Source organism: Enterococcus sp. PF1-24 (assembly GCF_029893325.1).
GTDB lineage: Bacteria > Bacillota > Bacilli > Lactobacillales > Enterococcaceae > HY326.
The window spans coordinates 18,328-31,800 of the sequence record NZ_JARXWL010000013.1; the positions used below are offsets into that span (position 1 = coordinate 18,328).

Genomic DNA, 13,473 nt, shown 5'->3' on the forward strand with positions numbered 1-13,473 from the left:
TTTTTGCCTCCATATATTCCAGAATTAAAAAAACAACAAGCTTCCTAGTGAGAAAGTTCTTGTTGCTTTTTCATGTATTCAATATTTTTTTGTGTTCTTTCGTATTCATTGATCTGCTGTTTTCTGTCATAGTCATTATTGACAATATCCTTAATTCCCAGATCAACTTCATTCCCTAAAACATTGTTAAGCTGCCTTTTAACCTCACCAATACCAGATTGATAATCTTTCTGTTCTCCTGCATTATAATCCGGCGCTAGTGTGTACTTTTTCTGCATCTCCCTAGAATACTTATTATGTTCTTTGATTTCCTTTTGAGTCATTTTTTCAACATTACTTATATCAAACATAGTAAGTTCTTCAAAGTATTTGATTGATCTATCATCACTATCAATTACAGGCGCACTAATATAGATTGGTGAAGCATTATCTATCAACTTATATCCCTTATTTTGCCAAGACCATTGAGAATAAACAGCAGATGCATTAGAATCCTGCTCCAAAATTTTTTTCCTATTGAAATGGCTAAATCTATTTAGATTATTCTCATATGCTGATTCAGAGGACTCTATAGGTTTTGTTATCGAACCCTTTTCATTTTCAAACTCTTTTAATTTTTCTTCGATTAGCTCTTTGTAGGAATCAATTGTAAGTTTTTCCTTCATGGCAACAGTTGAAGAACAATCATATACTTCAATTGGTTGGAATCCAGCAATTAAATTTGAGTCTTCATCAAGAATTGGTTGCATTATAACAATCGGCTCATTTTCATTCACCACTCTTTTTTCAGCTAGCCATCCATGCTTCGTTTTTACATGACTAGCAGTTGGCATTTGCTCCATGATCTTAATCTGATTTTTTTCTGAGTAAAGATCTAAGTTATTAGGATAATTTTTAATAGTAGGATCACTAGCTAAAGGTTTATTGGTTCCCCATGAATTTTCTTTTGCCTCATTGATATTAAGTGGTACCCAGTATTTATTATTTGTTTGGCTAATATCAAAAACTGCTAGCGATTGAAAATCAACTACCTTTTTGCTATTTTCATCAATTACAGGTTGCAAAATCATTATTGCATCAGAATCATTAACAGATTTCCCTTCAATTTCCCAACCATTTTTAGTTTTTACATGGCTAGCACCTGGACAACTATCCAAAATAAGTTTTTGATTATTTTTTGAATAAACAGAAATATTCTCCTCATAAGCTTTTCCTTCTTTTTCATCAAATAATGATTCAAATTCAAACTTATCAAGGAACTGTTTAAATATTTCCTCTTCAGTAATTGGCCCATCATGCACTTTTTTTGTATTGCTCAAGTCATAGATTTTTTTTTCCTGAAAACCAATTAGCTTTTTTGATTTTTGGTCGATTTTGGGATACATCAAGCTAATGCCTCTTTTTTTGTCAACTAGTCTTCCTTCTTTTAACCAAGCACTCCTGCTTTTTAAATGACTAGCTTCAGGAAATTTTTTCAAAATAATACTCTGATTTTTTTTTGAGAAATTTCCTAGATTATTTCCAAATTTTTCAAGCTCTTCTTTTGTAAGGCCCGAAATTATTTTGTCTTCATCAATAGTCCAATCCTTCAAATTTTTTAGCAAAGCATTTCCTAAACGTTTCTTAATATCTTTAAGCTTATTTTGATAATAATTATTTTTCTTCTTTTCTTTATTCTTAGCATACAGCGAATCACGAAAATCACTTTCTTCAGCAATCAACTCAAGATATTTATTATACTTTGGATTTTTTTCAAGGTATTTTTCTAAAAATGAATCAATCCTTTGTTTAGTTTCCAAAGGTATCCGCTTATATACCCACCTTCGTTTATCTTTAGGTAAAGAACCAAGTACATCTTTGAGTTGACCATCTAGACTCAAAAAATTTTTTTCCTGACGAATCAGCTCTGCTAAATTATTTCTTAGCTCTGTCATTTGATCTAACTCATTTGACCTATCAATTAAACGATTGATGAATGTTGACTTCATTAAATTTAAAGTCTTTCCACTTCTCATTCCCTTAGGTTGTAATACTGTTTTTCCATTGATAACTTCTTCGTGAATACTCCTGGTATTCATAGTTTCACTTGTAGCGACATGGACATGAAAATGATTTGTGTTGTAATGAATCTCAGCAACCCAAAAACCAGTTTCGTTTAAATTCTCTTCATTAAAGAATTTCATCATTGATCTTCTAGTTGCATCTATTAGGGGCTGCCTATTAAGCTCATCTTTAATCGGATCATAAATTCCTAAATCAATTAGGCTTTTGGTATCAAATGAAAAAACGTCCTGAAAAAGAATATTTCCTTTTTCTCCAGCTCTATTGAATTCTTCTTTCATCAGTCGCACATCTTCCCGATTAAAGTCATTATTACTTTGATTAAACATACCCGTTTTCAATTTTTTGACATCATTTTTTTCCTGAGAAATATGACTATCTACTTTCATATTATCTAATTTTTTTTGATAGTATGAATATTCTGCTTGTTCATCTGCTGATAATTTTTCTTTTTTTTCTAATGCATTTTTTCGGGTCAAATAATCTAGATACTTCTCAAAAGAACTTTCACCTTGATTAGATATATTAAGTGAGTCAAAAATATTATTTTGTAATATATCCATTGCCTCAGCCTCAATCATCTTGTTGTTTTTCTTTTTGGCTCTTTCGCGATTCATATAGCTAATGTATTCACCAAATTCATCTTTAAGAGTAAATTTAGAAGTTAAGATAATAGCTGGACTACTCACATAATTCACCTACTTCGTGATAGATTTCTCTTAATTCTTTTATTCACATTATCTAAAGCATCACTGTATGTTTCCGATTCATCTTTATCAATAATCTCAGTGTGTAAACTTTCAGTCAAACTGCTAACCAATTCTAAAATTACAGACATTTCTTTCGACATAGCAGTCAACTTCTTTTTTTGATTGGAATACTCTTCGTAATTTCTTAGAACTAGAAATCGTAAAGCTTGACTTCTGTTTTCAATATGAGGTTCTTGTTTTACTACATCATTTAGAATTTCTTCTACTGCTTCTGAAATATACATTGATTTTTTTTTCATTATTCATTCCTCTTAGTTATTAGCAACTCTATCAATTGATTTTGATTTGTTATTAATTCTGTAATCAGCTGTTTAAGGTCTGTATAGGAAGAAGCTAGATCTTGCAGCTGCTCAATTTCATTTACTAGTAATCCTTTTTTTAAATGATTCTCTAAAATCTCTTTGGCCATTTTATTTCTTGATTTTTTATGTGCTATTGCAACTCTTTCAAGCTCCACAATTAATGCCGGATTCATTCCTCGAATTGTGATTCTTTCTGGCACTTCTGACAAGTAATCAACTCCCATCTTCACTTAACAAAGCTCATTGATTTAATAAAATAAACTGAAATTTAAAAATTAAAAGAAAGAGCATAAGGGGGCGCTGGCACCATCCGATAAATCGGACGTTGAACAGGCAGAGCCTGTTGCGTTTTTAGAACCAAAACCTATGACACCACAAACATCAAAAACGTCATACCATGTAGCACACATTGTCACCCCGTCTATTGACTCATGTTGTCACCCCCAACACCATACGTTGTCACCCTAATTAGTTGACACGTTTTTTAGGAAATTTTTTCATTAAGTAACTCAATTTTTTCATTTAATTGATTTACTTTTTCCTTTTCTTCTTGAATTCTTTCTCTCAATCTGAAAATTTCATTATTGTTTGATTCAATCTTACTTTCAGATTTTTGAAGCTCTTCACCGACTTGATAATCCATATCACTATCAATTTTATTATTCTTATCTTTGAGTGATTCAATAGATTTTTTATGACCACTAATTACATTTTGATGGTCTTCAATTTCCAAATTAATCAACTTAATTGAGTAATTAGTTGAATCAACAATATAGCTTAAATCTGCGCCTAATAGATTTTTTTCTTTTGTTTTTTCTCTATCAGAATAAATCTTAGCAATAATTTCTGTATCGGTTGAATTCTCTTGAGAAGTATCATTAAACGAAATATCTTGCCTAATAACCTCAAAGTCATTCCCTACATTTTCAGTAGTTAGGACAATGTAGTTTTGGTCAATTCTTTCAACTTTAGTTGTCAACTTCTCAGATGAATTCCCTTTTGTTATTGCATAACTTTCTAATTCAATAGCGTATAAATCCACATTAGCATTTGTACTTAACCATATATCCATCCGGTATGTTCTCAACTTTGGATCATACACACGTTGAGCAACTTCATAATCAAAGTTAGTGACTCTTTGCTTCTCACCAATAGCTACTATGTCGTATCTAGAATGACTAGCAGCACTCAATCCGGTTACGATTGTTATCGCATATAAAGAGATAAACACTAACAAAATTGAGTAATATTTCCAATGAATTCTCTCACTGTAAAACATTTTTAGTTGATTAATCTTTTGCTTGATTTCCCCAAAAAGCTCAACAACTCTGTCTTGCATCCTTCAATTTCCCCCTTTCTTTTTTTATTAATATCCGTTTTCTACATAATCAACTGTGAAATCGGCAATCTTAAATTCGTCCTCTGACAATGTGATTGTGAAATAAACAAATTGTCGAACACCACTAATTGAAGTTGAACCAAACGCAAGATATCTATTATCATTTTCGACATCCTTTGCTACAGTTTCAATCTCACCATTAGAAGCCAAATCAGCTGAAACAGTTGCATCAATTCCTTTTTTCTTGATACATTCTTCAGTCAAGAATTCCTTAACTGAATTGTGTCGTTCATCAATTGAATCGTGTTTAACCCAATTTTGTGCAAAGGTCATAACCATATCTTCAACTTCTTTTTCCGATTCTTTATAGTCGTTTTTCTGTTCTGAAGAACTGTTCGGCTCAATTATTTCACTACTATCAACTACTATTTCAGAGTCCTGAGTAATTTCTTTTGAATCATTATCTCCACTAAATTTAAAGAATATTGCAACGCCAGCTAAAACAATAACTAGCCCTATTAGAATTTTTTTTGCCATTTATCTCACCTTCCTTACAATACTTTGAATTGGTCTACTATATGTACTTAAAGTACATCCATGACCTGCCCACTGATCATAAACAATGACTGACTCACCTTGAACACTATGGCAAATTGCGGTATGCCCATATAGTATATGGAAGCCATTTCCCCGTTTGAAATTGACTATATCACCAGGTCTTATTTCTGAATAATGCGGGTTCATTTTAACTTTCCATCCATGCATATCCCAATTGTAATCTGAACCAATATCACTTGCCGCCATAAATCCTGACCCCATCAATACTGGCCCGCCTAATTGATCCACATACCAAGCAGTCAATCCATAACATTCACCATTGTATACAGGTACACCCATCATAGTGTTTAATAATTCAAGACCTTCCCCTGTTCCTTCTGGTAATTCACCTGTCACACTAAATTCAAATGTAGACCATTTCGATATAGCAAACTCATCATATTGAGTAAAATTATTGGCTTCAATAATCGCCATACAACCTACATAGTAATTACTTGATATTGTTATTCCTGCTGCCGCATAACCCCCTCTTCCGAGAATTAATAAACACTCACCTGGATTTTTATTTCCAACACAAGCATTAAAATTAGATTGACGGGCAACCATATAGCCATAGTAGGAAAAACAAGCTTCAGCTGATGGAAACTTCATGTACCATCCACCTTCAGAGCCACCAATCCCTCGCGTGCTACCTTGTGGGAATCCGCATCCTTCAAACCAGGTTATACCAAAAAAGTTAGTATCATGCTCTGCTGAATAAGATCTTCCCCATTCACACTCATAAGCGTACTGCGATAAAATGACACTTGGTAACAGTTTATACTTTATTGCTGTTCCTACTGCCAATTGAGCGATCTCATCTGTGATAAGACCAGTACCCTTTATTTCATCATAGATAGGTAAATGCTCACTATATACACCTGTGAAGGTTCCACCTGTATAAGCTGAATCTTCACTCTCAACTCCACCACTAACAGCAATTAAAAAGACAGTTGCTAGGATAATTCCGCCAGCAAGTAATAATCCTGTTAGGCTAGTAAAAACACCGACACTTACTCTAACAACATGGAATTTCTCACCAGTTTTTGCAGTACCAGCTATCCATTTTCTTAAATTATTTAAAAATTTCATATGTCTATTTTCCTTAAATTAATTGAGTCTAAAGCAGCTCTTCTGTTCCAGATAGCCGGAACAGTTCTTCCGATTACTTCAGCTATCTCTTTATCAGTGTGTGTTTCGCTTAGTGTTAATAATCTTTCATCTTCTTCTGCTGTCCACGATTGTCTATGATTAAAGCATTTTGTTTTATCAATCATATAGTCTCGTTTTTTTCTCATTATTTTTCTCTCCTTAATGTCCACCAGCAAAGCGAATAAGTTGCTCCTCTGTTGGATCAACATTAACTTTATAAGTTTCTCCTGCACCGAAACTAAATAACACTTGTCCTTTTTTCAAACCTTGCATTGTTGCATAATCTGAATCTTTATATCCACTTCCTAAAACATTTTTCAATCTTCCAACTACCGATTCATCCATCCGTAAAAACATTTTTGTATTACATAGCTCAAATACCTGCTTAACTTTATCTGAATACAATCCACTATTTCCTTCGGGCAATAATTCCTGTGGAGATTGAGTCATTAGAAATGTTCCCGCTGAGAATTTACGCATTTCTTTTAAGAAATCTACAATATACTCAACCGCAAATGGATTATTTTTATTTAAAATATTTTGACACTCATCTAAGAAGAACATGAAATAACGGACTTCTTTTGCGGTGATTTCTTTGTTATCTAAAAGGTTTTTCATCTTACGACCATTTTTCATAGCTTGGTTCCAATTCAAATTTAAAATTGTAAATAATTGACTATGGAAAACTTCAGGGCTTAAACCACTAATAGAATCTATGTCAAAGAATAGAACATCTTCATTCTCAAAGTTTTTGAAAGTTGTATGCCCGTTGTAAAACGCCCCATACTCATTCACCATTGCATCTAAAACTAATCCAAATGATTCTAAAGCCCGCTTTTTTTGTTCCGTTCCAGATCGATACTCTGGTTCCAAAATGATTTGTTTATAGAAATCCCTAAATTCTTCGACTGTAGGATATTGATTACTAGGAAGCCCAGTTATTTTGATTCCTTCTCTTTTCTTCATGTAATCTTTTTCAAGCATCCCAATTTCTACATAAAAGGCATCAAAAATACCACCAAACATCAGAATATCAACTGGTTCAAAAACAGGATTTAGGAATCTAGAAGTAGTCATAAACTTTGATTTATGCTGCATATAAGATCCTAACTCATCTAAATGTTTACCCGTAATATCAGTTCTTGTTCCTAATACTTCCATAATATTGATAACGCCATTTTTTCCGGACATATCAATAATTTTTCCATTTTGACTATGAATCAACTTGTACCAGTCTTTATTTTTCTCTATTCCCCTAACGATATTATTTGCACCAAATAGATACTCTTCCATCATTTTTAGTAACGTTGATTTACCAGATCCTGATAGTCCAACACCAATTCCACTGAAAGAAGTTCTAGTGTCTGTAATATGGAAAGGATTATAAATAAAAGCGCCATTGCTTGCTGTTGTTCCCACATAACCACCATAATCATCAATTAGGTATTGATGATTGAATGGATAGCCTCCGCCTATAGCGGTTGCTGGTACCGCTAATCCATCTCTAGATGAAAAGTGGCTTTCTTGTTCTGCGGAAGATTCAAAAAGCGACAACCATTCCTCTTTTTCTTCAAAAAGGAAAGTTGTCGCTTTATAATTTTTACTTGATAGTTGCTTACGAATTTCTTTCTTCTGTCTTTCTAAATCTTCAATAGTATCTGCACTAATATGAATACGAATCTTCATCATCTTAATGATTTCGCCACCTTGAGTAACAGCTGCTGCAAAGTCTTGTAAACTAAAAAATTCATTTGAAGCATCATTTCTGCTAGTGTAAGTTCGTTCATTTTCCATTCTGTCCTTATATTCTGATAAGGTTAAGTTAATTGAACGTAACACTTTCTCTTTGTTGGCAGTTGCTAAATGAATTGAAGTTATTGTATTCAAATTCTCTGTTAGATTAGTTAGCCAAAACTGAGGCACGTCTGTAGGTAAACTAAAAACGTGTAAGCAGCAACTATAGCCATCACCGGTTTGAACATATAAATTATTTTTGAAAGTAATGCCGCCTTGTGGCTTCACTCTACTTACAAAATCCAAATCATAACCTTCATTACGCAATTGTTGCATTTTCTTCTTCGTCAACATAAATTACTTCTTCCCCATTTCCATCAAAATTATTCATTTGAATCACTAGTTCCTTTGTAAGCAATGAATACTTCAACTGATATTCGATTTTCAAATATTTAGGAAAATATATTTCATCACTTATATAATAGGAACCTTTTTCGTCACTATGGAATTTCCCAAAAGCAATCTTTCCATCTGGTCTACGTTGTTTTTCAATAATCTCAACACCTGTAAGTGTTACATAATCTTTCCAAACAGTAGCAGGAAATAAAAACGGATAAATTTCATCCAAACTAATTTCTTTTGATTTACCTTCTAGTCCTGGCACTGCGGAAATATGTTCAACTTCAGCAAGCTCACCAAGTATTGTTTTCCATATTTTTTTATTGTACTTTTCCCATACCAGTTTTAACAAAAGCGATATACCAAAAGTGAAACCAAGCCAAATTAACAACTTAACAAGTTTTTCTTCATACATCATCTTATTAACTTCAACAGTTATTATTGTAATTAGATTTAATATCTGATTACATACTCGCTTATAATTCTGTTTAAAGACAAAATAAATAAGCGACATTGCATAGTAAAAAATTAGAAGATAAACGATTGTTTGGACTATATCTTCTGCTTTCCCAGCGTTAACCAAAGTTGCCTTTATAAAAAACTCTACTAACAACCATCTGGCAATAGCAAAACCTAGAATATTCATAATCAAGGATGGAAGAAGTGGAAATCCCTTAGTTAGCAAGTACGCTGCATTAAATCCTTGAATTTTAGGGAATTTCTTATCACGTTTTACTTTATTTAGCCATTCTTCCCTTTTTTTCTTTGTTGTATAACTTATTTTTATTTGATCTATAAACCAAGGTGTATCATGTTTTTTGTATTTCACACCCTCTGTTATTAGAAGAATACCTCCACCTAAAAACAGCACTTTAATTGCTATATATAAACATTTTAAATACAAATCTTGATCCTTAAAATCGGGTAACGAAAAGATCCAGCTAGTAGCAAAAAATAAAATTTCCAATATGCAACCTATTAAAATGATACTTAATCGATCTTTCTTTTTATACTTCTTCACATAATCTTCAGTTGGTTCTATGACATATTGCTTCTTTCTTATAACCATTCATTTCCCTCATTTCACTATTCTTGGTTTAAACTTCAGTATTAGGATTAAATAGCTTAAAGAGAATTTTTTCTACATGATCAGCCTTTACAGCTTTTATTGCTAAATCAGAAGAGCTATTTCTAATAAGCCTTTTACCATTTTCAATTAATTCTGTTTTGTTGTTGCCATATACAAAAATGTAAAATTCATGATTAGCCAATTGCTTTTCAACCCACATTTGAACATTCACTTGGTTTTTGGCCGCTTCCATACGCTCTAGATTCATTTGTTCTTGAGCTTGAATAAATTGTTCTCTCCAATAATTTTGATTTACCTCAGTTGAAGATGGAAACATCATACTTAAAATGCATAGATCTTCCACATATAAACGACACAAATTTGTAAGTGAATCCATCACTTGATATCGTTCAGCAAGACTCAAATCATAAATATTTTTGGTTTCAACCTTATAAATTGCCTCATATGTATCATTCTTGGTAACTAAATAATCACCATCCATTCTTTTATAAGGAAAGACCTCTATAACTTCATAGAGGTCTTTAGAATTAGTCGGTTGAATTGATTCTCTTTTGGTTTGTTTTCCTTTTTTAACCACAGTATCCTTATCCTTTCGTTCGATAGTTTCCTGAAAAGTACCGATTTTTATCCTTTTTCAATAACTGAAATATTACTTGGATAGTTTTCTTCCCAGGATTATTTGCAGTTGGTAAACAACAGAATACTGCAAAGACAACATTTAAAAATTGCATCACAAAAAAATGAGTTCCTGGCAATTTTAGAATACCTTGAATGTACGTTCCTATAAAGAAAGCACCAATAACCGCAATTGCATCTGTTAAATAGAAAAAGAACAGCTTGATACTAACTTTAGTTGTTGCGGGAATTCTCATATTACTGTAATTATTCATAGCTACACCCCCATTTTTTATAAGTCATCATAAAGATTTTTGAATTTGTCTTTTTTCGGTGGCGTATTCCCTTTATTAACTTGCGTATTACTTTGATGGTTACTTACAGTAGAATTATTATTAACATTGGCGTTATTGGTATTATTGACATTATTAACCTTTTCATTTCTAACGTTATTAACTGTCTTTTGAGTTGATTCTACTTGTTTTGTAGTATTAGAAGTATTTGGTACTACTATGCCGCCTTCACTACCTTGCATTTGTACTGTTTGTTTTTCTTCAATATCAATTTTTCTTTCACTACTAATCTTTTGAGTACTGCTTTCGATATTTCTAGCAGTCTTTTGTTCTTGTCCTTGCACTGAATTAGCAACATTAGTATTCACACGTTCGGAAACTTGTTCATTTACATCTTTTTCGCGCTGCTGAGTTGTACTATCTCTAACAGTCGAATTTTGATTATTTTGACTGCTTGCCGGTTGTTTACTTTGTGAATTTGCTGAATTACTATTTCCAGCTGCTGCTTCAGTATTTGGAGTTCTAGTTGGCCCACTGTAGCCATCTACATTTGAAGCATCTGGTTTTGTACCAGGACTTGATTGTGATGCTTGTTCTGCAACTGTATAGCCCATAGAAGATTTTGGCTTAGGATAACTGTACGGAACAGTAGCTGCTCTTTGTGGGTAATCATTACCATCACCTGTGTCTACTACAGCTCTATGACTACTTGGAACATCTGAAGATGCTGCTCTTGTAGGATAGTTTTCTTCACCTGATGCTTCAGAAGAATCGCTATCATTGTTTTTAGCAAGTTTAGCTCTATTATTTGCCCCACTAGAAATTCCTGAATCCACACCTTCATCAAATGCTTCTTTGATATTTTTAACTGGTTGAGTTGAAGCTGCTGCCGCACTTTGAATTTTTCCGCCAACATTATCTTTTACAGTTGAAATCTGTTCATTTAAGAATCCTGATACACCTTGTTCAGAAATATTACCTACAGCACTACCAACTTTTCCGGCTGAATTTTCAAGGCCATCTTGAGCAGCTCTAACTGATTTTCTAGCTTTTTCTGGCGCTTTACTAGCAACATCTTTAGCTTTATCACCGGCACCTTTTGCTGCTTGCGCACCTTGTCTAGCAAGTCTATAAGCACCATACATACCAGCAATACCTGCGACACCTTCTTTAAGACCTGTATCAATACCAAATTGTCTTGCAATGGCATCAGAACCTTTCAGAAAGGCTACTAACCCGATAATACCGCATATAAATATGCCCACAATATTCATATCTAAAGTCATAATATAAGCATAGTAGGTTACAAATAAAGCTCTTGAAATTCCCATTAAACCAATTGTAAAGAATGAACTGAATATCCCTTCAACAGCTTTCTTAGGCCTTTCCCCTGTTTCTAAATCAGAGAAAGCTAAGATAGGAAATGTAACTTTCCTCATCACTAAATCTATTGCAATAAATATAAATTTACTGAATAGCAAAATGTTATAAATAATCATTACTAAAAATGAGATATTCATAACTGAGAAATTACCTGTATAGCGAAACGTTCCTTCATCAAACCAATCAAAGAAACCATTTTTTATTTCCTTAGTTTCAACTTCATCACCAGATCCTGCACCGACAAGGTAGTATTTCAAGTTTTCTACTTCATCATTTTCAGAATCCTTTTGTAATTTATCCAGGTCTTTAACATTTAGAATTGTAGCCAATTTAATTAATCCAAATTGTTTTTCAGTTAACTTATTTTTAACTGTACTTTCTTCTAAAAGCTTATCAAATCCTTGATAGGCTATATAATTTATATCAGCTGTATTCTCTTTAACAATGTTAAAAGACATGGATTCTCCTTCTACATTATTAGAAGTGATAACTTGTCCTGTCTCATCATAGAATGTTTTTGATGCATCATAGCAAAGATCCATAACTGTGGGCAGCTGAAGTAATAGACAACTATATATCATTGCCCTTAATCCCGCATTTTTTAAATCAACTTTATTGTTGAATATAAGCCTAAACCCTATCCACATGACTGCAATTACTAGTATTCCAAATGCAATAACTTGCATGGAATCAAAAACTTTCTTCACTACTGAATTATTTAAAAATCCAAAGACAGAGAAAACTTGATCGATTAATTCTTCTGATGCTTTACTTAGTTGATATAAAAACTTAGTAAACGCCCAATTCACATTCTGAGATACCCAAGAAATTAAGTCAGCTTGTTTAATCCAATCAGAATATTTTTCTAAAAATTCAATCAATCAATTCAACTCCTTTCTTTATCTACTTTATTCACCAAACAAAGCTTGAAAACAAGCCGAGCGATTTTTAACTTCTCTACTTCGTTGATATACTCTTGAGTAGAAACCTGTTTTACCCAAGATCCTTTAAATCCAAATCCTTGCCATTTATAATTATTTTTCCATAAAAAATCTTTTTGTTTATAAGCACCAGCGACAATTAAATAGTAAAAATCTGAAAACATAAGAGTTTTGATATCGCCTAGCATGATGTACTCCTTATTTACACAAAGCGTATACTTTAATAAATCCACTTCTTTTTGTGCTTCTGTTTCACTTGCAAACACTTTTGCCCAGGTACGATTGTTAGCGTGATATTCATAGTTTCTTTGCTTTAGTGCTTTCTTTTCTTTATAGGCATGATGAACAATGACATACTGCTTAACAGAAACTCTTCTTTGCTCAAATTTCCAAAACTTAATGTTTCCAAAATACTTCACTAAATTATCTATATCCTTAGTTCCTGCAATCATTTCCTCAAATGCCTTAATATCTAACAATTTAAAGGAAAATGCTGTTAACAGTAACTTATGCAGTCGCTTATAAAAGCACTCATTTTTTCGTACTGTTGCTTCATCAATAAAGGCCACATGACGTGCAATTTCGTATATGCAACTATACAAAATATCGTCATATGGCCTACTAATGTTATATATTTCAATTTTTCGATCATTTGGATAGTAACAACTATCTTTTGAACCCAGCTCTTTTTTGGTTACGGTTATTGAAAAATCTTCATAATCACTATAGTTTTCGTATGTTTTTGATAATACGTTTACTAATACTCTTTTTAAGAGATCATGATTATACAAGCAGCT

Annotated in this window: 13 protein-coding genes; all 13 read right to left on the minus strand. The window is 32.6% G+C overall.

What is annotated here, in order from left to right; translation table 11 throughout:
- Positions 1–44: 44 nt before the first annotated feature.
- Entirely contained in the window at positions 45–2,750 is a 2,706-nt protein-coding gene (gene mobP2 / locus M2139_RS07360; protein WP_280738210.1) for a MobP2 family relaxase, read from the minus strand.
- Positions 2,751–2,755: 5 nt separating this feature from the next.
- Entirely contained in the window at positions 2,756–3,070 is a 315-nt protein-coding gene (locus M2139_RS07365) for a hypothetical protein (protein WP_280738209.1), read from the minus strand.
- A complete protein-coding gene (locus tag M2139_RS07370) occupies positions 3,070–3,342 on the minus strand; it encodes a hypothetical protein (RefSeq protein ID WP_280738208.1) in 273 nt (90 codons plus the stop codon). The genes M2139_RS07365 and M2139_RS07370 overlap by 1 nt, the downstream gene beginning before the upstream one ends.
- 275 nt (positions 3,343–3,617) lie before the next feature.
- Positions 3,618–4,472, minus strand: coding sequence for a hypothetical protein (locus M2139_RS07375; protein WP_280738207.1), 855 nt, complete (start codon positions 4,470–4,472; stop codon positions 3,618–3,620).
- 27 nt (positions 4,473–4,499) lie between these two features.
- Positions 4,500–5,009 (minus strand): EF0163 family protein, encoded by a 510-nt coding sequence (locus M2139_RS07380; RefSeq protein ID WP_280738206.1) that lies wholly within the window; start codon positions 5,007–5,009, stop codon positions 4,500–4,502.
- A complete protein-coding gene (locus M2139_RS07385) occupies positions 5,010–6,161 on the minus strand; it encodes a glucosaminidase domain-containing protein (RefSeq protein WP_280738205.1) in 1,152 nt (383 codons plus the stop codon).
- Positions 6,158–6,367 (minus strand): hypothetical protein, encoded by a 210-nt coding sequence (locus M2139_RS07390; RefSeq protein WP_280738204.1) that lies wholly within the window; start codon positions 6,365–6,367, stop codon positions 6,158–6,160. Before M2139_RS07390 ends, M2139_RS07385 begins: the two co-directional genes overlap by 4 nt.
- Before the next feature lie 13 nt (positions 6,368–6,380).
- Entirely contained in the window at positions 6,381–8,309 is a 1,929-nt protein-coding gene (locus M2139_RS07395) for an ATPase (RefSeq protein ID WP_280738203.1), read from the minus strand.
- A complete protein-coding gene (locus M2139_RS07400) occupies positions 8,275–9,423 on the minus strand; it encodes a hypothetical protein (RefSeq protein WP_280738202.1) in 1,149 nt (382 codons plus the stop codon). Before M2139_RS07400 ends, M2139_RS07395 begins: the two co-directional genes overlap by 35 nt.
- A 28-nt stretch (positions 9,424–9,451) precedes the next feature.
- Positions 9,452–10,021 (minus strand): hypothetical protein, encoded by a 570-nt coding sequence (locus tag M2139_RS07405; protein ID WP_280738201.1) that lies wholly within the window; start codon positions 10,019–10,021, stop codon positions 9,452–9,454.
- 7 nt (positions 10,022–10,028) lie between these two features.
- Positions 10,029–10,334, minus strand: a complete 306-nt coding sequence (locus M2139_RS07410) for a DUF5592 family protein (protein WP_280738200.1) — start codon at positions 10,332–10,334, stop codon at positions 10,029–10,031.
- Positions 10,335–10,351: 17 nt separating this feature from the next.
- The gene (locus M2139_RS07415) at positions 10,352–12,616 is read right to left on the minus strand and encodes a pLS20_p028 family conjugation system transmembrane protein (protein ID WP_280738199.1); all 2,265 of its coding nucleotides are present in this window, start codon (positions 12,614–12,616) and stop codon (positions 10,352–10,354) included.
- Positions 12,617–12,621: 5 nt separating this feature from the next.
- Positions 12,622–13,467: a hypothetical protein gene (locus M2139_RS07420; protein WP_280738198.1), complete on the minus strand. Its 846-nt coding sequence runs from the start codon at positions 13,465–13,467 to the stop codon at positions 12,622–12,624.
- Positions 13,468–13,473 lie beyond the last annotated feature (6 nt).